The organism is Desmonostoc vinosum (assembly GCF_059505385.1).
Map to the genome: position 1 here is coordinate 1 of NZ_JCACKM010000035.1, position 23,335 is coordinate 23,335.

Here is a 23,335-nt window from a genome sequence, read left to right on the forward strand (position 1 = left end):
TGTTTATCACCTCCGCTAACATTATAAATCGTATTCACGCTTTATAAACATGACGCACAAATAAATTTGTCCTGCTCGCTTATATCCCCCACTTAAAAGACGTATGAAGCACAAAACTTATTGGTTTTGTGCTTCATACTTGGGGGCTTTACGCTTCACGACTCGTAAGCTGAGAATATCCGGGTCACGTAAGGTAACTATCATATTGGTTCTCCTATAACAATTCGTTGCATTTTTGGTCAAGTACGGTAAACCGTATTTACACTTATATTCACATATATTAATTTAATTGTTAAGTTTAGTTACATAGATGAGACAAAGCTGCCATCTTGGCAACCAAAAGCATGAGAAACAGAAAAATCATTGACATCAAGACAAATTTCCCAAACTAAGAGTGAAGACTGAAGACCTTGACTAGTTATTGGTCATAAAAAAATAAAATTTTTGTAATCTTATTTAACATTCCTATGAAAGCTACCAAGCAATTAATTAATTTTCTACAACAAGAGTTAGGTGTTTCTGATGGTGCAATTTCCTTCGCCTTACGACGTTGTGAACAAACCCCCAACTTCATCGCCATGACACTCTGGCAGTATGGGCTGGTAACGCTAGATCAGTTAGCTCAAATTTTTGATTGGCTAGAAGCGATATAGCACACTGCTCAGTGCTGCTTAATGAGCGAAGTTTTCTACAGTTTTAACTCCAAGGATTGGTAACACACATGACAATAAAAGAACAGCCTAAACCACCCCGTTCTCGGCTGATTGCTAACATATTGCTAGCGGTATCAGGATTATTCCTGCTCTTAAATCTGTTTTTGCCTAGCTTATTTGCTTCGGGGCCTGCTGGGGTTCCTTATAGCTTGTTTATTCATCAGGTGCAGGAAGGGGAAGTTAGCCGCGTTTCTGTTGGTCAAAACCAGATCCGTTATCAATTAAAAACCGAGAGTGGTGATCCTGGCCCAATATTTATAACTACGCCAATCTTTGATTTAGAGTTGCCTAAACTGCTGGAGTCAAAAGGAGTAGAGTTTGCTGCTACGCCTCCACCCAAAAATAGTTGGTTTACAACTGTGCTGGGTTGGATTGTCCCACCACTGATTTTTATCGCTATCTGGCAATTCTTTATCGCTCGTGGCGGTGGTCAACAAGGTGTTCTCTCGATTGGCAAGAGTAAAGCTAAAGTTTATGTTGAAGGCGAATCAGCAAAAATTACCTTTGCAGATGTGGCTGGGGTAGAAGAGGCTAAGACCGAGTTAGTAGAAATCGTAGATTTTCTTAAGACTCCATCACGCTTTACGCAAATTGGAGCGAGGATTCCTAAAGGTGTGCTATTGGTGGGCCCTCCAGGTACGGGTAAAACACTTTTGGCTAAAGCCGTAGCTGGGGAAGCTGGAGTGCCATTCTTTAGTATCTCTGGTTCTGAATTTGTAGAACTGTTTGTTGGTGTGGGTTCTTCGAGAGTGCGCGACTTGTTTGAGCAGGCGAAAAAGCAGGCTCCCTGTATTGTGTTCATCGATGAATTGGATGCGATTGGTAAATCTCGTAGTAGCAATGGCTTCTACGGTGGTAATGATGAACGCGAACAAACTCTCAATCAGTTATTGACCGAGATGGATGGTTTTGCGGCTGGAGATGCGACGGTGATTGTCTTAGCAGCCACCAACCGGCCGGAAACCCTTGACCCTGCCTTGTTGCGTCCAGGTCGCTTTGACCGTCAAGTGTTGGTAGATCGTCCCGATTTATCTGGTCGTGAAGCAATTCTCAAGATTCACTCTCAAAAGGTCAAACTAGGCGAAGATGTAAACTTAAAAGCGATCGCCACTCGTACTCCCGGTTTTGCTGGTGCAGATTTAGCCAACTTGGTGAATGAAGCTGCATTATTAGCAGCTCGTAATCAACGTCAAACCATCGCCCAAGCTGACTTTGCCGAAGCTATTGAGCGGATAGTCGCAGGTTTAGAGAAAAAGAGCAGAGTATTAAGCGATACTGAGAAAAAGATTGTTGCTTATCATGAAGTTGGTCATGCAATGGTTGGGGCATCGATGCCAGGTAGCGATCGCGTGGAAAAAATCTCCATAATTCCCCGTGGTATGGCAGCATTAGGTTATACTTTGCAGTTACCAACCGAAGACCGCTTTTTGATGAATGAGGCAGAATTGCGGGGTCAAATTGCTACCTTGTTGGGAGGACGTTCGGCTGAAGAAATCGTCTTTGGCAGTATTACTACTGGGGCCTCTAATGATTTGCAACGAGCAACCGATTTAGCTGAGAGAATGGTAACAACCTATGGGATGAGCAAAGTTTTGGGGCCATTGGCTTATCAGCAAGGTCAGCAAGCAATGTTTTTAGGCAACGGTGCGCCCAATCCCCGCCGGATGGTGAGTGAAGACACAGCCAAAGCCATTGATAGCGAAGTCAAGGAAATTGTGGAAACAGCCCACGCCCAAGCTTTAGAGATTCTCAAACAGAATCGAGAATTGCTAGAAGCGATCGCCACTCAACTTTTGGAAACAGAAGTGATTGAAGGCGAAAAACTGCACAGTTTTCTCAAGCAGATGCAATCTGTGACTGAGTAGGGATTGGGGAACTCGGGGCCCCCGCTCCCGGTGGGACTGGGGACTGGAGATTGGGAGTGATGAGTGAGTGTTTGTTATTTCTCCCCTGTTTCCTGTTCCCTTTTACTCGCACTCTTGCGGTTTCTGTCTCAGGCATGGTATCAGAGAAGGAACATAAACGCTACTTTAAAAAAGCGTGTTATTCCCATCGAAAAAATTAATAATATAATGCTCTTAACTATGAGCATCTATCAATCTCTGAAAAAATCTTACACTCAACACCGTCGGCGTGACAATGACTGGCGGTTATTTTTGCGTCTAGTACCTTACGGTCGTCGTAGTGGCAAACTGTTGGCGCTGTCAATGGTTTTATTAGTGCCAATCGCTATAGCTAATGCTTTACCACCACTGTTGATTGGACAGGTTATATCATTAATCCGTAATGAATCCAGTACCTATGAGTTTCTAAGGAATCGTCCTTTGTGGCAAGGGTTACAAATCCTAGAAATATTATTATTGATCACAATTACGGTACGTTTGATACTAGTAGGGTTTCAGGGTTATTTAGTGCAAAAGCTAGGCCAACAAGTCACCGCAGCAATTCGCCAAGATTTGTTTGGTCATGTGACATCTCTAGCAGTACGTTTTTTTGACAGAACGCCTGTAGGTAAATTAATTACCAGACTCACTAGCGATGTGGAAGTCTTAGGAGATGTGTTTTCCACTGGCGCAATTGGCATTGTATCCGATTTGTTTTACATGCTGGTGATTATCGGTTTGATGTTTTCTATCCAGTGGCAACTTGCCTGTTTATTGCTGGTGATGCTTTTACCAGTTACATGGGTAATAATTTACTTCCAACAAGAGTATCGCAAAGCAAATTACAAAGCACGGGAAGAACTTTCTGCCTTAAACTCCCAGATCCAAGAAAACATTGTTGGTATCAATGTTGTACAATTATTCCGGCGAGAAAAATTTAATGCAGAATTGTTTCGTAATACCAATAACCGCTATATCAAAGAGGTAGATAGGACAATTTTTTATGATTCAGCTGTTTCAGCAACCTTAGAATGGATTGGCTTGATTGCGATCGCAGCGGTTTTGGGAATGGGTGGATGGTTGCTGTTAGGTAAAAATCTGACTTTTGGAATTTTATCAGCATTTATTTTGTATGCTCAGCGATTATTCGACCCCTTGCGGGAGTTTGCCGAAAAATTTACCGTCATTCAAGCTGGGTTTACTGCTATTGAACGAGTTAGCGATATTTTAGATGAACCGATAGAAATACGCGATCGCGCCAATACTCGTTTTTCGATATTTGATGCTAAATTCGGCTACATAGATGAGATCCTGGCAGAGTTAGAATCTCCAGATTTAAATGCGGCCCCGGAATTAGGAGAAATCCGCTTTGATCACGTTTGGTTTGCCTACAAAGACGATGATTATGTCATTAAAGACCTAGATTTCATCATTCGTCCTGGTGAAAAAGTCGCATTAGTCGGGCCGACAGGTGCGGGTAAAAGTTCCATCATTCGTCTTTTGTGTCGCCTCTACGAACCCACCCAAGGGCGCATTCTTGTAGATGGTGTGGATATCCGCGAACTACCACAAGCAGAACTGCGACGTTATTTAGCTGTAATTTTACAAGAAGGCTTTTTGTTTGCTGGCGATGTTAAAAGTAACATTACTTTAGGGGATAGCTATACTTTTGAAGAAATTCAAGAAGCCGCAGAGAAAACTAATGTTGCTCAGTTTATTGAAGAATTACCCCAAGGTTACAACACTCAACTCAGACAACGGGGTACAAATATTTCGAGTGGTCAAAAGCAACTTTTAGCCTTTGCCCGTGCTGCTATTCGCGATCCTCAAGTTTTGGTTTTAGATGAGGCCACCGCTAGCCTAGATGTGGGAACAGAGGCATTAGTTCAACAGGCATTAGGTCAGCTTTTAGCTAGACGTACCGCTATTATTATCGCTCACCGTCTGTCTACAATTCGCAACGTAGACAGAATTTTTGTTCTCAAGCGGGGAGAATTAATCGAACAAGGAAGCCACGAAGAACTACTACAACAAGGTGGACTTTATGCTACCTTGCATAATTTGCAAATGTTAGAAACTTAGTAGAGGCAGGGGGATGAGGGGGACGCGGGGACGCGGAGAATAACCAATGAAAATTCCCCATTCCCAATTCTTCTTTCCCTACTCCCTACTCCCTACTCCCTACTCCCTACTTTCAAAGATTTGAGTAACTCAGTATTCACGCCTGATTCACGGGTTAAGGCGATTTTGCCAGTGCGGGCAATTTCCCTTAAACCAAATTTTTGCAGCACTTGCACGATCGCTACCATTTTACCTGGATCTCCTACAACTTCTAAAGTGAGAGAATCTTCCGCGACATCAACGACTCGCGCCCGAAAAATTTGAGACAATTCGATTACTTCTGAGCGATTACTACTAGTAGCATTCACCTTCAAAAGCATTAATTCTCTCTCTACACAAGGAGTCTCGGTAATATCTTGTACTTTGAGAACGTTAACTAACTTATATAATTGCTTGGTGAGTTGCTCAATAATGCGATCGTCACCAGGTACAACCATCGTAATTCGAGAAACTCCTCCCTGCTCGGCTGGCCCAACAGCGAGGCTCTCAATATTAAAACCACGACGGGCAAATAAACTAGAAATACGGGAGAGAACACCCGCTTCATCTTCTACTAGAACTGATAATGTGTGTTTCATCTTGCCAATAGAGGCGTTAAGCAGTATTCGAGGAACGCAAACTCAACTAACGGCTGCGCTAGACTTACTGCCGCACTAATTTTAAGTCAGATTTTCTATTTTAAACTCAATGGTTGCACTCGTTGCAATCCTAAAGAAAAATTGTCCAGAAATCATCCTGTAAGCATTAATCTATCAAAGTACATATCTTTTCATAGGCAGATGCTGCATTGTCACTAAGCTTTTATACTCAAAGGAATAAGCCCTTTTATTTTGGAGAAAAATTTTTATGAGTTGGTTAAAAAGACTCTTTGGGATGGAAAAACCCCAAAACGCAGAAGTAAATCCTACTCCACAGGACGTTCCACAAGCTGTTAGCACTAGTGCAGCCACCACTACTCAATCCATACCTCCAGAGCGTGTAGGATTAAACGGAGAATATGATCAAAGTGGATTGGCAAAGCGGGTAGCATTGGCATTTGATCAAGATTCCCAACTTACTGATGTTGAAACTCTGTGGGTTGCTCAAACTAGCAGCACTGTGGTATTAAAAGGCAAGGTTCCTAGCCAAGAAATTCTCGATAGAATGGTTTCTGTGGCACGTTCGGTGAACGGCACTACAGATGTTGATACTAGCCAAGCTTCGATTGGCTAGTAGTAAAGCGATTGGAAATCGCGCGCCAGTTGCTACCCTGTGGGAAGCCGCCCTCCGGGCGTCTACAAGTCGGCAAAGCCGACAACACTTGCTTCAACGCAACGGCACTTCCTTCAAGTCGGCAAAGCCGCCCAACGGAGTGCCTTGGGAACCCGCGCAACGCAGTGTTTCCCCAACGCACTGGCTTGGCTACACAGACAAAACCCACCTCCGTGGGTTTGAAAGACCTAATTTTTGGTTAGTCCGCGCAGGCGGACTTCGCTTGTGTAGTAGCGAATTCTATTCGCCCAAAACTGATAACTGATTTAATTTTCGGTGATGCGATCGCCAATCCATTTCTCAATTCGTTCTAAAATGGCTTGGTTAACTTTTTCTGGACATTCGTCATGAGGACAATGCCCCACATCATCTAAATTGAGTAGTTCTAGTTTCTCGTTGTATTGAATAAATTGACTAGCAAGCACTGGGGGAACAAACCGATCTTTTTGCCCCCAAATCAAAAGCATGGGAATTGTTAAGGTTGGTAACATTAACTTGACACTAGGGCTAAAGCTCATGCCAATTGCGGCTTTAAATAAAGCACTGAAAGCCCTAGCAGAACCCCGGTCTTGGGGAGGGCCAGCTAAAATTTCGATTAGTTCATCGGTAATAGCCTCTGGGTTGGCGTAAGCAAGACTTGCCCAACGGCGTACTACACCTGGACGGCGGACTAGATGAAACACAGGTTTCAATATCAACGGAGAGGCAACAATATTTTTAATCGCTCTAACGACTGGTCGCAGAATTGGCGGAATTGCTTCTTGCTCTAATGACGGGTCTGGTAAACTCATCATCACTATACCTTGTACCATGTCGGGATGAGCAGCAGCAGCAGCCAGAGAAATCAATGAACCATTGGAATTACCCACTAAAACTACTGGTTTACGGATAAATGTTCTCCAAAAGTCGTAAACCTGTTCTACCCAAAGTTCGATGCTGTAATTAGCTGGGGCTTTTTCAGAGGCACCAAAACCCAACATATCTAGAGCATAGACTGTGTGATACTCACCTAAAACCTCTAAGTTATGCCGCCAATGACCAATAGAAGCGCCAAAGCCATGTAGCAAAATTAGGGGTGTTGTCTTGTCGTAATTTTGAGCAGGACGGATATAGGTGTAGCGAATTTGCCAGCCACGCCAAACCCAATCTCGTTGATTACCAACTCGCTCCCGCCAGTGTATTGTAGTGGTCACAGTCCGCTTTTGATTAATCAGCCTAATACTAATATAGTAGAAATGCGATCGCCACTTTTTAGCTACGTTCGTAGTCAGCACTTCAGTCTACCAATCGAAAAGGCTTTTTCTGCACTCCCTACTCCCAACCCACGCAAGCAATTTCAAAAATCACAGCGGATTACTGAGTAATATTGAGGTTTTTGCAGATTAGTGCAGAGAATCAATTATTACTCTGCGTTATTTTGCGTTAAAAAACAGTACAAGCCCTGTACGCTGGGAATTTCGGCTTTGTGATGAGAGAGTTAGCAATAATTGCAGTTTGCTTTCAAAGGCTAGCATGACAAAGGCATCCCCAAACATAGTACAACGCTTGCAGAATGCAGTAACTTATTTGTTTAGGATGGGAAGTTTATTCATATCCCGTCTTACAGCATACCTGAAAGGCTACTTCCAGGACAATACCGTCATTGTCCGCCCTGCTTTAGGCGGGCCGGTTCTCAGCTTAGGTGGGGGTGGCCCCGATATAGATGACGCTATTCAGTGGATGATTAATCAAGTTAGAGGATGCACTGACTGTGCCACCAAAATAGATGTTGTGGTCATTCGCGCTTATGGAGATGACGAGTACAATCGGCTAATTTCCAGGATGAGAGGCGTCAATTCAGTCCAAACTCTTGTCATTAGCAATAGACAAGACGCAAACAGAGCAGCGATCATTGAAAAAGTGAAAAACGCTGAGGTAATTTTCTTTGCTGGCGGCGACCAATGTCAATATATCCGTAATTGGAAAAACACTGCTCTAGAGGCTGCTGTCAAATCAGTTTACGCCAGAGGTGGTGGTGTTGGTGGCACTAGTGCAGGTGCAATGATTCAAAGTGAGTTCATTTATGATTCTTGCGCTTGTGAAGAGAGTATTGAGACAAAAGACGCGCTTGAAGATCCTTATCAGAATATTACCTTTACCTACAACTTTTTTCACTGGAGCTATTTGAAAGGAACCATAGTTGATACACACTTCGACAGACGCAAAAGAATGGGTCGAATTATGGCTTTTATTGCTCGTCAAATTCAGGATGGTGTATCGCGCAGTGCTTTAGGAATAGCCGTTAGTGAGGAGACATCTGTTGTTATCGATAAAAATGGTCTGGCAAAAGTCATCGGCAGAGGTGCAGCATATTTTGTACTAGGAGATCATCCACCAGAAGAATGCAAACCCCGAACACCTTTGAGCTTTTATGACTACAAAATTTGGAGAGTTCCCAGAGGCGATACATTTAACCTCAGAAACATCCCAACATCAGGATATTACCTCAGAAGCGTGAAAAGGGGACGATTTAGCTCAGATCCTTATTGAGGGATGAGGGGGATGAGGGGGACGCAAACAAGCAAACAGAGATATACACCAGTCCCCAATTCCCATTACCCCTAATCCCCGCTCCCGGAGGGAGTGGGGCCCTGAGTTCTCGATTCCCTACACCAAAGTCGCTTGTTTACGTAGACTTTGAATAGTTGCGATCGCATGTTGTGCTACAGTATCGATCTCTGCTTGGGTGTTAAACCGTCCTATGCCAAATCGCACTGAGGCGTAGGCTAGTTGTTCGGTGTGTCCCAATGCTGTGAGAACATGAGAGGGTGCAGTAGTTGTTGACGAACAGGCAGACCCAGAAGATACTGCCATTACTGGTTGCAATCCTAGCAACAGTGCAGCCCCATCTACCGCCTCAACACTAATATTTAAGTTTCCTGCTAGGCGTTGGGTGGGATGTCCGTTGAGATGTATCCCCGGTAGTTGTGAAAGCTTTTGCCACAAACTATGCCGTAATTCGGTGAGGCGTTGGGTTTCTGTGGCTTGTTCTGCTAGAGCGATTTCTGTGGCTTTGCCAAAGCCGACAATTTGCGGTGTATACAATGTACCAGAACGCATCCCCCGCTCGTGTCCACCACCATGTTGCTGAGGTGCGAGTTGTACTCTGGGGTTGCGCCGGCGGACGTATAGCGCACCGATGCCTTTCGGGCCATATAATTTGTGTGCAGTTAATGACATCAAATCAATTTTCATTGCTTGGACATCAAGGGGGATTTTACCAAGCGCTTGAGCTGCATCTGTATGAAAAATGATATTGCGATCGCGGCACATTTGGCCAATTTCTGTCAACGGCTGTAACACACCAATTTCATTATTTGCCGCCATTACCGACACCAAAATCGTTTCGGGACGAAAGGCTGTTGCTAATTTTGCTAAATCAATTAGTCCATCTTGATTGACTGGGAGAAAAGTAACTTCAAAACCGAGTGTTTGGAGATATTTACAAGGGTCAATAACTGCGCTATGTTCAGTAGCCACAGTCATAATATGCTGACCTTTTTGAAAGTAAGCCTCTGCGACACCTTTAATAGCTAAATTATTAGCTTCAGTTGCACCGCTGGTAAATACAATCTCTTCAGGAGTAGCATTAATTGCTGCTGCTAATATTTCTCGCGTCTGTTTAACAGCAGCTTCTGCCTCCCAACCATAAATATGATTAATGCTAGATGGATTGCCAAAGTATTCTGTAAAATAAGGCATCATAGCGGCCATTACCCGTTCATCCACAGGTGTAGTGGCGTGACAATCGAGATAAATAGGACGAGTAGACATAATTATTTCGGCGTTGCATAATTGCGGGATGATTTATTTCACGCAGAGGCGCAGAGGCGCAGAGAGAATAAAGAGTTTGAGATTTCTGGTTACTTTAATCATAGCGTTGGCAATTTTGCATCTCATAGACTGCTAAACCATCCAGGCAGCTTGAAAAAAATCTTGCTCACACAGCATTGCATAACGGTAAGTAGAGTAAATCAAAGCGTTGGCAGCAGCATAATTATCAACCAAATTTTCTAATTGTTGTGCTAATGGTTGAAAATCTGCGCTACTGTAAGTACGAATCCAATCGGTATACTGATGATTGGGAATTCCCCCATCAGCCAACTGTTTTCCTAAAAAAGCATAAAGACGCATACAAGGAGACATGGCCGCAGCAGTTATACCAACATCGCCACTCCAAGCAGTAGCCAACAAAAAGTCAGTATAGCGACGGGTAGCTGCACCAGGTTCTACAGAGTGTAAGTTAACTCCCCATTGGGCAGCATAGCTTTCATGTAGTCGCAGTTCTTCTACAACACCACCAACTAGATTGTGAAATATAGTAAATCCTATCCAGTCTGGTGCTTTTGCCGCAGCAAGACTATAAGCACGAGCAAAAGCTTGCAAGAAAAAAGCATCTTGCCCTACATAGTAAGCAAATTTCCACCGCTCAAGGCTACCATTAGCAATTCCTTGCACAAAAGGATGCTCTAAGCAAGCTTGTGCTAAATCTTGATTTGCTGTCCATAATTGGTTTGAGAGGTCATTGGTCATTGGTCATTAGTCATTGGGAATGAGCAGTGGGTTTCGACTTCTCCTGTCGGAGACGCTGCGCGAACGCTCAACCCACAGGGAATGGGGAATGGGGTGGTATATCTCTGTTTGCTTCTTTGCGTCCCCGCGTCCCCAGCAGGATTGCTTTTTTAGCAAAAAAATAGTCCTGTACTAGACAGAACTACTGAAGTTTTTGTAAAAACTATAACCCTCTAGCGAGCTGTGCCTTGTGCAACAGCAGCATCTATCGGTTTCATCAAGTACAGGCGCAAGCACTGCCAACCGTTAGAGATGTAAAGTGGCAACTTCTGGAAGAATTGCAGGAATTTGGGAGTGTTAGAGTTAGCGATCGCTGTTAGCTTTTCGTTGTTTTTTATACAAAGGTCTAACCGCTCATAAAACTCTGGATTCTCTACATCCAGCATCACAGGGAAGACTCTACCTGCGGTTTCGTTAGTCTTCTTAATTACATAGATGTCATATTCTCGCGCATCCAACCCAATTGATGCATAAAAGTCTTTGCGTTGGATGTCATTGAGATACATTGTGACAAACACCGACAACAGGAAAAACCGACTCCACAGTCTAGCTTTCCAGTCGTTCAGGATTTGTGGTTGAGATTTCATCACTGCATCAAAGAAGTCGCCATGACGGTTTTCGTCTTGACACCAGTTTTCAAAGAATCGGAAAATTGGATAAATCCGGTCTTCGGGATGTGCTTCTAAATGGCGATAAATGGTGATGTAGCGCCAATACCCGATTTTTTCCGAAAGGTAAGTAGCGTAAAAGATGAATTTCGGTTTAAAGAAGGTATACTGACGGCTCTTAGTGAGAAACCCTAAGTCTAGAGAAAGGTTAAAGTCCGACATGGCTTTATTCAAAAAGCCTGCGTGACGGGCTTCATCTCGTGACATCAGGTTAAAGCACTCAGCCAAGACTGGGCTTTTGTCTTTCAAACGACGGCCCAATTCTTTATACAGCAAAAAGCCCGAAAACTCTGCTGTACATGAACGTTCTAGAAATTCCACGAATAACCGCCGAGTTTCCCCGTCAATATGATCCCAGGATTGTTCAAACTCGGTGTCCCGAACAAAGTGATGACGATTGTAGTCGGCGCGAAACTCCTCTAGAATGGCTTTTAACTCGTCTTCGTTGACGGAAATATCCATCCGCGCCATCTCATCAAAATCGGTAGTGTAAAACCGAGGTGTTAACAAGGTTTCTTTTGCCGGGATTTTAATCCCTGGCCGCATTTCTTCAAAGCCTGGTTTTTTTAGGGAATCTACCATGTCTTGATTGCAATGAGTATCTTTTATGATCATGAGTACACCCGAAAGCCAAAGGTAATGCTTTGACAAGGCGTAACAGCCGACAATAATCAATTTGTATAGAAATTAGTCTACCAAGGTACGGGTGAGAAACTCGTCAGAAAAACGTTAAGAGTTGCAACAATAGCCAAATCGTTGCGGAATCGTAAATCATAAATTGGTAGTCGCTAAACTAGGGGTGTAAGGGATGTGATTTGTGGGGTTTCCACCACTCGTTAAAGATTTAGCTAGTGTGGAAAAACCATCTTAGATAACAAGAGCGAATCCAAAGGGCTAAAAGCAAGATGAATCTTGAAAACAATCAGAATAAAGACCGTCTTCTTGTCTCTTATATCTTCTGTGCAGTCGGTTTTTTTGGTGTGGGAGGGCTGCACCGTTTATATAATGGCAAGGTATTTACAGGTTTGTTGTGGCTATGTACTTTGGGTTTTTTATATGTAGGGCAGTTGGTGGATATATTTTTGATCCCTAGTATGGTTGATGAATATGAACTGAAACTAAGGTTAAAAGCTGGTTTATCTCCTTTGGGTGTACCTCTCAATCAATCTGCTGTTGCTTCTCAAGTTCATCACCCAACTGGTAACCAACTCATGGTTAAACTGCTCGAAGCAGCAGAAAGTAAGGGTGGTTTTTTGACTGTGACTCAAGGTGTGAAGGCAACGGGTGCTAGCTTTGCGGAAGTAGAGGCTGTTCTTAAGGAGATACTGAAATCAGGTTATGTGAAAATAGACAACGACCCCATTTCTGGAGCCGTCACCTATCATTTCCACGAACTTAGTTAATTTCTACCTAGCCACTTTTGACCATTCAAGCGTTGTACCAAGCCAAACACCAATAGGTCTAATGTGATTTTGCGCTCATCAATGAGGAATGACTCAAGGGTGCTAGGTTTTTTACCTTCATTACAGGAAAATCCCTTTTTCCCTTGGATGTCTTCTTCAGGGAAATACAAGTTAAACTGGCGTAACCCGTTTTGCCAACTGCCAATGACTTGCCAATACTCTTCGGTTGAATTAAAGCCTGTAATCGGAACTTTTTGCTTAGCAAAAGACACCTGTAAATCTTGTACTCCTTGCTGAGCGATCGCCTTTTGTAACGCAGGCAAGTAATCTTGTTGTATAAACTCTACAAATGGCTTGTCTTCAACAGCTGGAGCTTTTTCTTTTTTCGCTGCTTTAGCGGCGGCGGGTTTTTCTCGCTTGGGTGGTGCAGCTTCTTTGGCAGCGTTGGGGTTAGTTTCTGGGTTCGCGGCTTTGGGATCTGGCGCGTTGGCAGTAGGTATATCCGTCGCTACTGGTTCGTTGGTGCTAGGAGCATTGTCTTCAGCGACACTGGGAGCTACTTCGCCAGCTTCATTATGATTTGTTGGGTCTGCCATTGCTCAGGTCAATCCTTTGTCTAGCTTTAGGAGCGATCGCTCACCTTGAGGTTTCGGTCATCTTCATTTTGACATACTAGAGTCTGGCGAAAGCCAGCATAACTATAATTTCTCATTTTCTTGTCCCAACTCCAAAAACTAAAATCGCATCATGCAGCTTTCTATCTACGCGTAGCATCTTTGACATGAGAACGTACCCCTTCGCTTAAGCAAGCTACACATAGCGTCTCGCACAGAAGTCCATTCCCCGTTTCAAAAACAGAAACGACAACAAGTTTCACTCAAAAGACTCGTAATATAACAATAAATCCCTAGTAATGTCTCCTTTGACAACTTGTAACTTACTCAGAAAAGGATGTTGTCAGCATGATGATTGTTATAAATTATGATTTGCAGAGGCTAAAGAATGAATATAGGAAAATCATCTTTTATTTACTGCTCTCCACTAAACTTTATTTGTCAAAATTTAACTTGCTGATTCAGCAAAGCTAATATTCAAAAGTACAAACTAACAGACATACAAAAATAATTTACAACGTCATAAATAAAACTGTGTAGATGTTTAATCATCAAACATAGAAGAGTTATTATATTTATTTTTTGAGTAGCTTGACCTTTTCAATTAATATTTAAAAATCCCAATATACGGCTGAAGTTTTAGCAATCAGCATCAGATATTCTGGTGCTGATTTTTCTTTTTTATCTCAATTTTTAATATTAGGGACATTATTGTTTTATTTTTATTCTTAATATCTAACCTCTTAAAACTTATCAAACTGGCGAATAAGTTAAAAACTGCTTTTCGTTAGAGTTTTGAGTTGTTTTACCTATCTTGTTTTGAAAAAACTGTAACTGTTTTGTCCTTTTTACATGTCGATTTTCATGGACATTATTCTTTTTTTTGAATTAGAGTTTAAACATGAAACAAACACAAGTTTCTTACTCAAATAAAAACAGTTAGTCCTGTAATGATATCTTGCTTTTATGCATGAATTATGCAGTAAATAAAAAAAATAAAACTGACTAACTACCCAAATCTAAAACTCAACATTAATCAAATTTAATCGAGGTAAAAATCATGTCTGACTTCAACAAAACATCTGAATTATTAGTTGATTTATCTGCTGCTCAAGAAGAAACGATCGCTGGTGGTTTAAGCATCGGTTCAGTTGGCGGCGGTATCGACCTCAAAAACATTGTTGGTACTGGTTTCTCTCAGCAACAACTAGCTTCTGTTTCTAGCGTTAAGTCTGGTAAAGATGGTAGTGAAGTAACCCGTGTGATCGGTGCTTCTAACACCCATACCTTTGCTAACGAATTTTTCAGCATCAATCTGTAATTTCAATCCATCTGTTTCATTAATTCAGTCACATCAACTAGAGGTAAAAATCATGTCTGACTTCAACAAATCTGATTTATTAGTCGATTTATCTGCTGCTCAAGAAGAAATGATCGCTGGTGGTTTAAGTCTAGGTTCAGTTGGTGGTATCGACCTCAACAACGTTGTTGGTACTGGTTTCTCTCAGCAACAACTAGCTTCTGTTTCTAGCGTGAAATCTAATGGCAATGGTAGTGAAGTAACCCGCGTAATCGGTGCTGCTAACACCAACACCTTTGCTCATGAATTGTTCAGCATTAAGCTGTAATTTTAATCCATCTGTTTCATTAGTTCAGTCACATCACAATAAAGGTAAAAATCATGTCTGATTTCAATAAATCTGAATTACTAGTTGATTTATCTGTTGATCAAGAAGAAGCGATCGCTGGTGGTTTAAGTCTAGGTTCAGTTGGTGGTATCGACCTCAACAACGTTGTTGGTACTGGTTTCTCTCAGCAACAACTAGCTTCTGTTTCTAGCGTGAAATCTAATGGCAATGGTAGTGAAGTAACCCGCGTAATCGGTGCTGCTAACACCAACACCTTTGCTCATGAATTGTTCAGCATTAAGCTGTAATTTTAATCCATCTGTTTCATTAGTTCAGTCACATCACAATAAAGGTAAAAATCATGTCTGATTTCAATAAATCTGAATTACTAGTTGATTTATCTGTTGATCAAGAAGAAGCGATCGCTGGTGGTTTAAGTCTAGGTTCAGTTGGTGGTATCGACCTCAACAACGTTGTTGGTACTGGTTTCTCTCAGCAACAACTAGCTTCTGTTTCTAGCGTGAAATCTAATGGCAATGGTAGTGAAGTAACCCGCGTAATCGGTGCTGCTAACACCAACACCTTTGCTCATGAATTGTTCAGCATTAAGCTGTAATTTTAATCCATCTGTTTCATTAGTTCAGTCACATCACAATAAAGGTAAAAATCATGTCTGATTTCAATAAATCTGAATTACTAGTTGATTTATCTGTTGATCAAGAAGAAGCGATCGCTGGTGGTTTAAGCATCGGTTCTCTTGAAGGTATCGACCTCAAGAACATTGTTGGTACTGGTTTCTCTCAACAAAAGCTAGCATCTGTTTCTAGCGTGAAATCTGGTAAAGATGGTAGTGAAGTAACCCGCGTAATCGGTGCTTCTAACACCAATACCTTTGCTAAAGAATTGTTCAGCATCAATCTGTAGTTTCTATTAACCTATCCCATTAGTTCAATCACATCACAATAGAGGTAAAAATCATGTCTGACTTCAACAAATCTGATTTACTAGTTGATTTATCTGCTGCTCAAGAAGAAACGATCGCTGGTGGTTTGAGTATTGGTTCTGTTGGCGGTATCGACCTCAATAACGTTGTTGGTACTGGTTTCTCTCAGCAACAACTAGCTTCCATTTCTAGCGTGAAATCTAATGGCAATGGTGGCGAAGTAACCCGTGTGATCGGTGCTGCTAACACCAATACCTTTGCTCATGAATTATTCAGCATCAATCTGTAAATGAATGAATTAGTGCGATTAGTTCTCGTGAATTAATCGCATCTTCAAAGGTAGATATCTAGGGTAAATTATCAAGTTTATATTTTACCCTTTCTCTTTTTTAACATTTATAAAATTATCTTTATTTACTGATATGACTATGCTAGAAACTCCGACTCCTGAACAATTACCAGCAATTCAAGGAAATGAGTTTCTCCCCAGGATTAGTCCTTGGGTAATTATTGGGAGTGCTTTTATATTGACTATTTTTGGTGGGGCAGTTGCTTTATCTACAGTTCTTAAATACAGTACTGCTGTGAAGGTTGCAGCTACAGTTCGCCCAGCCGGAGATTTACGATTAGTTCAAGCAGCGGTAGAAGGCACAGTTACCAAAATTTTGGTGAGTGAAAATCAAAAAGTCAAACAAGGAGATGCGATCGCCCAGATAGATGACTCGCGTCTGCAAACTCAGAAAAGCCAACTGCAAAGCAGCATTCAACAAAGCGAATTGCAAATCCAGCAAATTAACGCCCAAATCAAAAATCTCGAATCGCAAATAGCCGCAGAAACCAGCTTAGTTAATCGCAACGTCGCCGCCGCTGAAGCTGAGTTGACAGGAACGGAACGCAACTATCAAGACGAACAAGTTAAAGCCCAGGCGGATAAAAATCAAGCAGAAGCTGCTGTACAATTAGCAAAAGCTCAACTGGAAAGATTACAGAAAGAACAAGTAATATCTGTAACTGTCAAAGAAGCCGAAGAAGAACTGAAACTAGCAAAAACCCAACGCGACAGGTTGCGAAAAGTTTCTGCTTCTGGGGCGATTCCTCGCACCTTGATAGAAGAGAAAGAACAAGCCGTCAATACTGCCCAAGCCAAGCTAGAACAAGCGAAACTTTCAACCAAAAATCTTATAGATGAGAAGCAACAAGCCTTGACAGTTGCTCAACTTAACTTAAAACGTGCTGAAACCGCCCTCAACCCCAGCAACTCAACTGTTACTGTAGCGATGCAACGCATTCGCCAAGAAACAGCCAAAGGTAAAGCTACCCTAGCAGCGTTGAGTAAAGAAAACCAGACATTGCTGCAACAAAAATTAGAACAGCAAAAACAACGCGATCGCAATCAAAAAGAACTACAACAATTAAATAACGATCTTCAGCAAACCATTATCCGTGCTTCTACTACTGGTACTCTCCTCCAACTCCAACTGCGTAACGCCCAACAAATCGTCCGCCCAGGAGAAGCCATTGCCTATATTGCCCCTCAAGATGCGCCTTTAATCCTCAAAACTCAAGTCTCTCCTAGTGATATTGACAAAGTTAAAGCAGGGCAAGACGTACAAGTGCAAGTTTCTGCGTGTCCTTTCCCGGATTACGGTACTCTGAAGGGCAAAGTTAAAACTGTACCTAGAGATATTGTCCAAAATTCCGAAAAACAGGTTTCTGCTTATGAAGTAATTATAGAACCCAAGCAAATGTACGTAGGTGACAGTAAACATCAATGTCAACTTCTACCAGGTATGGAGGGCAAAGCAGATATCATCTCTCGTCAAGAGACAGTTATGACGTTTGTCTTACGCAAAATGCGTTTGATATCGAATATTTAGTTATTTGATATTTTTGCGTTTGGTGTAATTGGTTTTTTAATCTCACGCAGAGACGCTCCAGACGCAGAGATACAGAGAGAGGATATTTATCTTCTCTATTTTTCCATAGTGTTTGTTTCTCTGTATCTTAATTACGAATTACGAATTACGAATTATTCCTATGCGCCGCAATAATTATCAATGTGTTCTCCAACTTAGTGAGGAGGATTGTGGTGCTGCTTGTCTTGCTTCCATTTGTAAGTATTATGGACGCATGATTAGTATTACCCGCAGTCGTGAAGCTGTCGGAACTGGGCAGTTGGGAACAACTTTATTGGGTTTAAAGAGAGGATTTGAAAATCTCGGATTTAAAACTCGTTCTGTTAAGGCTTCTCCAGAAATTTTAAATAGTCTGCAAGAAGTTCCTTTACCAGGGGTTATTCATTGGAAAGGCTATCATTGGGTAGTTTTATATGGTAAGCGTGGTAATAAATATGTTGTAGCTGACCCGGCTTTGGGTATTCGTCATCTTAGTCATGCGGAGTTGGCAGGATCATGGAATGGCATTATGTTGCTGTTGGAGTTAGATCCAGAATCTCCTTCTGTGCAATTGCCATCGGAAGTTACAACTGGTTTTGGACGATTTGTTAAACGCATCTTACCGTATCGCGGTTTAATTTTTGGGGTTTTACTCATCAATATTGTTTTGGGTCTTTTGTCTTTAGCTAGTCCATTTCTTCTGCAAGTTCTTACAGATGATGTTTTAGTTAGACAAGATACGCAATTACTCACGGTGGTGATTGTTGCTGTGGTGGTGATGAGTTTATTTAATGGCGTACTGCAATTATTACAATCAACTTTAATAGCTCATTTTAGCCAAAGATTACAGTTAGGATTTGTCCTCGAATTTGGACGTAAAATTTTACATTTACCTCTGAGTTATTACGAAACTAGGCGTAGTGGTGAAATTGTTAGCCGTCTTCGAGATATTAATGAGATTAATCAATTAGTTTCGCAAGTCGTGGCTTTACTGCCTAGCCAGTTTTTCGTAGCTACGATTTCTTTTAGCTTCATGGTATTCTATAGCTGGAAGTTAACGCTTGCTGTGACGATGATTGGTGTGTTGATGACTGGTTTAACACTACCTTTCATGCCAGTTTTACAACAAGCAACCCGCAACTTATTAGTCTTATCCTCAGAAAATCAAGGGGTATTAGTAGAAACTTTTAAAGGTGCGTTGGTGATTAAAGCAACTAATGCTGCACCGCAATTTTGGGAAGAATTTCAAACCCGGTTTGGACGTTTAGCAAATATTACTTTTAACACTGTTCAAATTGGTATTATCAATAGTGTTTTTTCTCAAATGGTCAGTAGTATTGGGGGTATTGCGTTACTAGGTTTTGGTAGTTTATTGGTAATTAATAAAGAGTTGAGTATTGGACAACTCTTAGCTTTTAACAGTCTGCAAGGAAATGTCCTGGCTTTAATGGGTTCTTTAATTGGCTTAGTCGATGAATATTACCGCACACAAACGGCAGTGAGTCGATTGGGTGAAGTTATAGATGCAACGCCAGAAACAACGGGAAACACGCAGAAACCATATGCTCAAATTCCAGGTGGTGCAGATATTATCTGTAACCGTCTCAACTTCCACCACGCCGGAAGACTAGAGTTAATGGAGAATTTCTCCCTCACATTACCGGGAGGACGGGCGATCGCACTCATCGGTAAATCAGGTTGTGGAAAAAGCACCCTCGCCAAAATGATTGCTGGATTATACCAACCAAATTCCGGTAATATCCGTGTAGATTGCTTCAACCTACAAGACTTATCCCTAGAATGTCTACGTCAACAAGTCATCTACGTGCCGCAAGACGCGCATTTTTGGAGTCGTAGTATTGTAGAAAACTTCCGCTTAGGCACACCCTACATCTCATTTGAGCAAATAGTTAGAGCCTGTCAAATTGCTGATGCTGACGATTTTATCAGTCAATTGCCTAACAAATACCAAACAGTTTTAGGCGAATTCGGTGCCAATTTATCAGGAGGACAAAGACAAAGATTAGCAATAGCAAGAGGCATCCTGACAGATCCACCTATCCTCATTTTAGATGAATCTACAGCCGGATTAGATCCAGTCAGCGAGGCCAACGTTTTAGATAGATTACTAAAACATCGTCAGGGTAAAACCACCATCATGATTACTCATCGCCCCAGCGTAATTGAACGTTCCGATTGGGTTGTTTTACTAGATAAAGGTGAAGTTCAAATCCAAGGAGAATTGCAACAATTACGTTCCATACCTGGAGACCACCTCAAATTTTTATCCTACTAGACCCACTCAAAACTATGACTAACTCCAACTCAGACAAAATCAAAAAATCAGATTACTTAACCGACCTTTCAACCGCAGAAGAAGAGAAAATCAACGGTGGATTTGAAGGATTTTTCCTGCAACAAACCGCGATAGATTCCTTTGCAGAAGACCAGACTCGCCTCTCCAACGGCAACGGCTTAAATTTATCATCCAACTCCAGAACAGGCTATAGCTTCCGCCAATTCACCCTAGCCTTTACCTCCTCCTCTTCCCGTCGTCGCGGTCGTCGTGGTGGCAGTAACCCCATGGCCTTCCTCTTCCAATTCCTCCGTGGATTTGGCTTCTAATAATCACACCCCAAAAATCCTTTAAACCCTCTTACCTTGGCGGTTATTTTCCCCCCTCCTAAATAAACACCTCTATGACAAAAAATCCTAAAACCTTTAGCCTATTAAGCATCGGTCAACGCGGCGTTGGCAAAACAGTTTTTTTAGCAGGAAGCTACGCCGAATTAAACGCCGATAAACCCCATGATTTTTGGTTTGATTGCCAAGACACCGAAGTGCAAACAAACATGGAAAAAATTCTCAGCCATGTTGCCCGCACAAACTTATATCCACCCGCGACAATTAAAATTACCAGCTTTAACTTCAGCTTAAAACGCGATAACCTCTTCGGTAAAAAAACCCTGTGTGACTTTCGTTGGTGGGATATACCAGGTGAATCATGCGATATTCGTAACCCAGACTTTCAAGAAATGATCCTCGCATCTCATGGATGCTGCGTATTTATTAACGCCCATTCTTTATTGCACGATGCTGAGTATAATAAATCCTTGGATGAAGTCTTTCATCAAGTAGTTGCGATCGCATCCCTCGTATCTCAACATCGCATCAAATACGCCTTTGCCATTATTCTCACAAAATGTGACCTTTTAGAACAGAGTACCGTCACTCAATTAAAAATTGAACAGAGTCTCCAACCCCTAATTTCTCGCCTTGATGCAGTCAAAGCTAACTATCAAAAATTCTACTCAGCCATTCCCATCGTCTCTATGGAAGGCGTCGCCGCTCTCAGGGCTAGAGGCGCTGCTGAACCATTACTTTGGTTATTAGCAGAATTAAATAAACATCACCATTTTCTTGCCCAACAAAACCTAGCAAACGGACTTTCCCAAAGTTTATTTATCGGACAAGTGCTATCACCACAAATCCGAAGATACATTTTAGTATTATCTCTAGTAAGTGTTAGCTTATTAGGAATCTTCAGTTCTCTATTATTCGCATTTGGATTTTTCAATCTCTCACCAGAACAACTCCCTCTCAAAGAACAATCACAAAGTCAAATTCACAAAAGCGGAATTGCACATTAACAAGTAATAACTCTAGTTTTTCAGCTATTATATATGTATAAAAAATGAATAACCCCTTTTAATGTCGTCATTGTTAATTTGTATTTACAAATGACATTCCTAACCAAATAATGTGCCACCAGCACATTAGCGTATTACTTAGTTCCCCGATTCGCCATGTCTCAGCTTTTTGGTCAAATTATTTATACTAGCTTTGCTGGCGTGGGCTTTAAAATCTTCAAAAGTGAAGAAATCCCCCCAGAAGTCCAGCAATTTTTTTTACAACAATTAGTTTACAAAAATTGGGACGCTTATGACCCACCAAGCGCAGAATATAAAGCTGTATACTTATATCAAATCTCAGCTGAACAAACTTTATTTGGCTGGCTTTATAACGATGGATTTGACGATTTTGGTCGCGCTCACATCCCATACTTTATTTGTTATTACTTTGCTGGCAAACTCCAACCTCTGTTATTAGAAAATATTTTTACTTGCTTGCAAACCGGAATTGTCTCACAGGTAGACAGAGAGATTACGCCAGATTTTATCGAAGGCGTTTTCATCCAAGATTTTAATAAATACATCCCTGCGCGTCAAGGCATAGCAATCTCTACAAAAATGCGTGAGGAAAGTCACATTGCCTTACAACAAGGAATGTTACTGAATTTATTTATCTCTAATAATGCAGAAGTCAGATTTTCCCAAATTTCAGCAGCACAGAAAAAACTGGTATATCAGCAAGAAGCAGTCAGTATCGCCAGTGGAAATATTCTATTAAATCAGCAAGAAAACAAACAATATCAAGTAGAAGATTATCGTCAAATACTAATTAATAAAACACTTGTTGAAACAACAGGAAAAGGAACTTTAGAACTTCCTTTTCCTTGGAACAAGAGTTTAAAAATGGGTTATGCAATGGGGATTGCTTCACTAGCCATTCTCATTTTCTGGCTTTTTTCTGTGTTTAATTTCATGACTTTTTCTATGGTGAAAAAGCCTATCCAAACAACAGAAACCCCGACTCCAACAGAAACCTTAACTAAAAAAGTAGCAGATATTAAACTACCTCAAACAATAACTGCTCATACTGACGCTATTTGGTCTGCTGCCATCAGCAAAGATGGTAAAACTTTAGCCAGTGGCAGTAAAGATAGAACTATAAAAATTTTGAATTTAGAGACAAGCAAAGTTAAAGCTACTTTAAGAGGACATACTGGTACTATCAAATCTCTAGCACTAACTAATAACGATCAGATCCTTGTGAGTTCTAGTAGTGATGGAACTATCAAAATCTGGAACTTACAAACAAATCAATTAATGAGAACTGTATCTGAATGTTTTACTCCGATTGATTCTGTTGCTGTTAGTCCAGATGGAAATACTATTATCAGTGGTGATCAAGAAGGTAAATTGAGATTTTGGAATTTACACACTGGTAAATTAACGCATACTGTTATGGGACACAGAGGACAAATTTTTTCTGTGGCTATCAATCCCAATGGTAAGGTATTTGCTAGTGGGGGAATCGATAAAAAAATCAAAATCTGGAATTTACAAACAGGTAAATTAATTAGTACGATTCCAGCTCATACTGATACAGTACGTTCTCTTGCTTTTAATCCCGATGGTACAAGTCTAGCTAGTGGTAGTTGGGATAAAACTGTTAAAGTATGGAATTGGCAAACAGGAGAACTATTACAAAGTTTTGATAAAAATACAGCAAAAATTACATCTGTAAATTTTAGTAATAATGGCAGATATTTAGTTACTGGAGGTATGGATAATAATGTGAAGATATGGAATTTGCAAAATGGTAAATTATTACAAACTTTGGCTGGTCATACTGATTGGGTATTAGGAGTGGTGACAAACTCTGATAAGATAGTGAGCGTTAGTAAAGATAAGACTGTCAGAACTTGGGATTTTTACCATTAAGAGGTATAGCAATAAAAGATAAAAGTAGCGATCGCCTA

24 protein-coding genes are annotated in these 23,335 nt (G+C 41.3%); 18 read left to right on the forward strand and 6 right to left on the reverse strand.

What is annotated here, in order from left to right; translation table 11 throughout:
• Positions 1 to 467: 467 nt before the first annotated feature.
• The 3 genes from AC5JMF_RS05275 (at position 468) to AC5JMF_RS05285 (ending at position 4,678) form a co-directional block, all read left to right on the forward strand.
• Positions 468 to 653: a DUF2949 domain-containing protein gene (locus tag AC5JMF_RS05275; RefSeq protein ID WP_495794677.1), complete on the forward strand. Its 186-nt coding sequence runs from the start codon at positions 468 to 470 to the stop codon at positions 651 to 653.
• Positions 654 to 721: 68 nt separating this feature from the next.
• Complete coding sequence (gene ftsH4, locus AC5JMF_RS05280) at positions 722 to 2,578, forward strand: ATP-dependent zinc metalloprotease FtsH4 (RefSeq protein ID WP_495794678.1); 1,857 nt, start codon at positions 722 to 724, stop codon at positions 2,576 to 2,578.
• Between the two features lie 219 nt (positions 2,579 to 2,797).
• Positions 2,798 to 4,678, forward strand: coding sequence for an ABC transporter ATP-binding protein (locus AC5JMF_RS05285; RefSeq protein WP_495794679.1), 1,881 nt, complete (start codon positions 2,798 to 2,800; stop codon positions 4,676 to 4,678).
• A gap of 92 nt (positions 4,679 to 4,770) precedes the next feature.
• Here the strand turns inward: AC5JMF_RS05285 and ilvN are convergent, their stop codons facing one another.
• Positions 4,771 to 5,295, reverse strand: coding sequence for an acetolactate synthase small subunit (gene ilvN, locus AC5JMF_RS05290; protein WP_495794680.1), 525 nt, complete (start codon positions 5,293 to 5,295; stop codon positions 4,771 to 4,773).
• Positions 5,296 to 5,563: 268 nt separating this feature from the next.
• On the opposite strand from ilvN, the gene AC5JMF_RS05295 reads away from it, so the two are divergent.
• Together AC5JMF_RS05295 and AC5JMF_RS05300 are read left to right on the forward strand one after the other, a co-directional pair.
• Complete coding sequence (locus AC5JMF_RS05295) at positions 5,564 to 5,929, forward strand: BON domain-containing protein (protein WP_495794681.1); 366 nt, start codon at positions 5,564 to 5,566, stop codon at positions 5,927 to 5,929.
• The gene (locus tag AC5JMF_RS05300; protein ID WP_495794682.1) at positions 5,922 to 6,233 is read left to right on the forward strand and encodes a hypothetical protein; all 312 of its coding nucleotides are present in this window, start codon (positions 5,922 to 5,924) and stop codon (positions 6,231 to 6,233) included. Before AC5JMF_RS05295 ends, AC5JMF_RS05300 begins: the two co-directional genes overlap by 8 nt.
• A 1-nt stretch (position 6,234) precedes the next feature.
• Here AC5JMF_RS05300 and AC5JMF_RS05305 read toward each other — a convergent pair whose 3' ends face one another.
• Positions 6,235 to 7,161, reverse strand: coding sequence for an alpha/beta fold hydrolase (locus tag AC5JMF_RS05305; RefSeq protein WP_495794723.1), 927 nt, complete (start codon positions 7,159 to 7,161; stop codon positions 6,235 to 6,237).
• 319 nt (positions 7,162 to 7,480) lie between these two features.
• Between AC5JMF_RS05305 and AC5JMF_RS05310 the strand changes: the two genes are divergently transcribed.
• Positions 7,481 to 8,497 (forward strand): cyanophycinase, encoded by a 1,017-nt coding sequence (locus AC5JMF_RS05310; protein ID WP_495794683.1) that lies wholly within the window; start codon positions 7,481 to 7,483, stop codon positions 8,495 to 8,497.
• 117 nt (positions 8,498 to 8,614) lie between these two features.
• On the opposite strand, the gene AC5JMF_RS05315 is transcribed toward AC5JMF_RS05310, so the two are convergent.
• From AC5JMF_RS05315 to acsF, 3 genes are all read right to left on the reverse strand, one after another.
• Positions 8,615 to 9,781 carry a cysteine desulfurase family protein gene (locus AC5JMF_RS05315; RefSeq protein WP_495794684.1) on the reverse strand — a complete coding sequence of 389 codons (1,167 nt, stop codon included), beginning with the start codon at positions 9,779 to 9,781 and terminating at the stop codon, positions 8,615 to 8,617.
• A 132-nt stretch (positions 9,782 to 9,913) separates the two neighbouring features.
• A complete protein-coding gene (locus AC5JMF_RS05320) occupies positions 9,914 to 10,540 on the reverse strand; it encodes a TenA family protein (RefSeq protein WP_495794685.1) in 627 nt (208 codons plus the stop codon).
• A gap of 212 nt (positions 10,541 to 10,752) precedes the next feature.
• Positions 10,753 to 11,829, reverse strand: a complete 1,077-nt coding sequence (gene acsF / locus AC5JMF_RS05325) for a magnesium-protoporphyrin IX monomethyl ester (oxidative) cyclase (protein ID WP_495794686.1) — start codon at positions 11,827 to 11,829, stop codon at positions 10,753 to 10,755.
• A 323-nt stretch (positions 11,830 to 12,152) separates the two neighbouring features.
• Between acsF and AC5JMF_RS05330 the strand changes: the two genes are divergently transcribed.
• Complete coding sequence (locus AC5JMF_RS05330; RefSeq protein WP_495794687.1) at positions 12,153 to 12,650, forward strand: TM2 domain-containing protein; 498 nt, start codon at positions 12,153 to 12,155, stop codon at positions 12,648 to 12,650.
• On the opposite strand, the gene AC5JMF_RS05335 is transcribed toward AC5JMF_RS05330, so the two are convergent.
• On the reverse strand, positions 12,647 to 13,246 hold the full coding sequence (locus tag AC5JMF_RS05335) for a DUF2996 domain-containing protein (protein ID WP_495794688.1): 600 nt from the start codon (positions 13,244 to 13,246) through the stop codon (positions 12,647 to 12,649). The genes AC5JMF_RS05330 and AC5JMF_RS05335 overlap by 4 nt on opposite strands.
• A 1,078-nt stretch (positions 13,247 to 14,324) precedes the next feature.
• On the opposite strand from AC5JMF_RS05335, the gene AC5JMF_RS05340 reads away from it, so the two are divergent.
• From AC5JMF_RS05340 to AC5JMF_RS05390, 11 genes are all read left to right on the forward strand, one after another.
• A complete protein-coding gene (locus AC5JMF_RS05340; RefSeq protein WP_495794689.1) occupies positions 14,325 to 14,585 on the forward strand; it encodes a CTB family bacteriocin in 261 nt (86 codons plus the stop codon).
• Positions 14,586 to 14,637: 52 nt separating this feature from the next.
• Positions 14,638 to 14,892: a CTB family bacteriocin gene (locus AC5JMF_RS05345; protein ID WP_495794690.1), complete on the forward strand. Its 255-nt coding sequence runs from the start codon at positions 14,638 to 14,640 to the stop codon at positions 14,890 to 14,892.
• Between the two features lie 53 nt (positions 14,893 to 14,945).
• On the forward strand, positions 14,946 to 15,200 hold the full coding sequence (locus tag AC5JMF_RS05350) for a CTB family bacteriocin (RefSeq protein WP_495794691.1): 255 nt from the start codon (positions 14,946 to 14,948) through the stop codon (positions 15,198 to 15,200).
• A gap of 53 nt (positions 15,201 to 15,253) precedes the next feature.
• Positions 15,254 to 15,508 (forward strand): CTB family bacteriocin, encoded by a 255-nt coding sequence (locus AC5JMF_RS05355; protein ID WP_495794691.1) that lies wholly within the window; start codon positions 15,254 to 15,256, stop codon positions 15,506 to 15,508.
• A 53-nt stretch (positions 15,509 to 15,561) separates the two neighbouring features.
• On the forward strand, positions 15,562 to 15,816 hold the full coding sequence (locus AC5JMF_RS05360) for a CTB family bacteriocin (RefSeq protein ID WP_495794692.1): 255 nt from the start codon (positions 15,562 to 15,564) through the stop codon (positions 15,814 to 15,816).
• A 53-nt stretch (positions 15,817 to 15,869) separates the two neighbouring features.
• Positions 15,870 to 16,124 (forward strand): CTB family bacteriocin, encoded by a 255-nt coding sequence (locus tag AC5JMF_RS05365; RefSeq protein WP_495794693.1) that lies wholly within the window; start codon positions 15,870 to 15,872, stop codon positions 16,122 to 16,124.
• A 133-nt stretch (positions 16,125 to 16,257) separates the two neighbouring features.
• A complete protein-coding gene (locus tag AC5JMF_RS05370) occupies positions 16,258 to 17,712 on the forward strand; it encodes a beta-barrel domain-containing protein (RefSeq protein ID WP_495794694.1) in 1,455 nt (484 codons plus the stop codon).
• Positions 17,713 to 17,872: 160 nt separating this feature from the next.
• Positions 17,873 to 20,026: a peptidase domain-containing ABC transporter gene (locus AC5JMF_RS05375; protein WP_495794695.1), complete on the forward strand. Its 2,154-nt coding sequence runs from the start codon at positions 17,873 to 17,875 to the stop codon at positions 20,024 to 20,026.
• 14 nt (positions 20,027 to 20,040) lie between these two features.
• Entirely contained in the window at positions 20,041 to 20,355 is a 315-nt protein-coding gene (locus AC5JMF_RS05380) for a hypothetical protein (RefSeq protein WP_495794696.1), read from the forward strand.
• A 74-nt stretch (positions 20,356 to 20,429) separates the two neighbouring features.
• Positions 20,430 to 21,380, forward strand: a complete 951-nt coding sequence (locus tag AC5JMF_RS05385) for a hypothetical protein (protein ID WP_495794697.1) — start codon at positions 20,430 to 20,432, stop codon at positions 21,378 to 21,380.
• 156 nt (positions 21,381 to 21,536) lie between these two features.
• The gene (locus AC5JMF_RS05390) at positions 21,537 to 23,297 is read left to right on the forward strand and encodes a WD40 repeat domain-containing protein (protein WP_495794698.1); all 1,761 of its coding nucleotides are present in this window, start codon (positions 21,537 to 21,539) and stop codon (positions 23,295 to 23,297) included.
• Positions 23,298 to 23,335 lie beyond the last annotated feature (38 nt).

Bases quoted from the DNA above. Each gene is read 5' to 3' on its own strand.
- AC5JMF_RS05275 (WP_495794677.1), top strand. From the start codon at position 468: ATGAAAGCTACCAAGCAATTAATTAATTTTCTACAACAAGAGTTAGGT.
- ftsH4 (WP_495794678.1), top strand. From the start codon at position 722: ATGACAATAAAAGAACAGCCTAAACCACCCCGTTCTCGGCTGATTGCT.
- AC5JMF_RS05285 (WP_495794679.1), top strand. From the start codon at position 2,798: ATGAGCATCTATCAATCTCTGAAAAAATCTTACACTCAACACCGTCGG.
- ilvN (WP_495794680.1), bottom strand. From the start codon at position 5,295: ATGAAACACACATTATCAGTTCTAGTAGAAGATGAAGCGGGTGTTCTC.
- AC5JMF_RS05295 (WP_495794681.1), top strand. From the start codon at position 5,564: ATGAGTTGGTTAAAAAGACTCTTTGGGATGGAAAAACCCCAAAACGCA.
- AC5JMF_RS05310 (WP_495794683.1), top strand. From the start codon at position 7,481: ATGACAAAGGCATCCCCAAACATAGTACAACGCTTGCAGAATGCAGTA.
- AC5JMF_RS05315 (WP_495794684.1), bottom strand. From the start codon at position 9,781: ATGTCTACTCGTCCTATTTATCTCGATTGTCACGCCACTACACCTGTG.
- AC5JMF_RS05320 (WP_495794685.1), bottom strand. From the start codon at position 10,540: ATGACCAATGACCTCTCAAACCAATTATGGACAGCAAATCAAGATTTA.
- acsF (WP_495794686.1), bottom strand. From the start codon at position 11,829: ATGGTAGATTCCCTAAAAAAACCAGGCTTTGAAGAAATGCGGCCAGGG.
- AC5JMF_RS05330 (WP_495794687.1), top strand. From the start codon at position 12,153: ATGAATCTTGAAAACAATCAGAATAAAGACCGTCTTCTTGTCTCTTAT.
- AC5JMF_RS05335 (WP_495794688.1), bottom strand. From the start codon at position 13,246: ATGGCAGACCCAACAAATCATAATGAAGCTGGCGAAGTAGCTCCCAGT.
- AC5JMF_RS05340 (WP_495794689.1), top strand. From the start codon at position 14,325: ATGTCTGACTTCAACAAAACATCTGAATTATTAGTTGATTTATCTGCT.
- AC5JMF_RS05345 (WP_495794690.1), top strand. From the start codon at position 14,638: ATGTCTGACTTCAACAAATCTGATTTATTAGTCGATTTATCTGCTGCT.
- AC5JMF_RS05350 (WP_495794691.1), top strand. From the start codon at position 14,946: ATGTCTGATTTCAATAAATCTGAATTACTAGTTGATTTATCTGTTGAT.
- AC5JMF_RS05355 (WP_495794691.1), top strand. From the start codon at position 15,254: ATGTCTGATTTCAATAAATCTGAATTACTAGTTGATTTATCTGTTGAT.
- AC5JMF_RS05360 (WP_495794692.1), top strand. From the start codon at position 15,562: ATGTCTGATTTCAATAAATCTGAATTACTAGTTGATTTATCTGTTGAT.
- AC5JMF_RS05365 (WP_495794693.1), top strand. From the start codon at position 15,870: ATGTCTGACTTCAACAAATCTGATTTACTAGTTGATTTATCTGCTGCT.
- AC5JMF_RS05370 (WP_495794694.1), top strand. From the start codon at position 16,258: ATGACTATGCTAGAAACTCCGACTCCTGAACAATTACCAGCAATTCAA.
- AC5JMF_RS05375 (WP_495794695.1), top strand. From the start codon at position 17,873: ATGCGCCGCAATAATTATCAATGTGTTCTCCAACTTAGTGAGGAGGAT.
- AC5JMF_RS05380 (WP_495794696.1), top strand. From the start codon at position 20,041: ATGACTAACTCCAACTCAGACAAAATCAAAAAATCAGATTACTTAACC.
- AC5JMF_RS05385 (WP_495794697.1), top strand. From the start codon at position 20,430: ATGACAAAAAATCCTAAAACCTTTAGCCTATTAAGCATCGGTCAACGC.
- AC5JMF_RS05390 (WP_495794698.1), top strand. From the start codon at position 21,537: ATGTCTCAGCTTTTTGGTCAAATTATTTATACTAGCTTTGCTGGCGTG.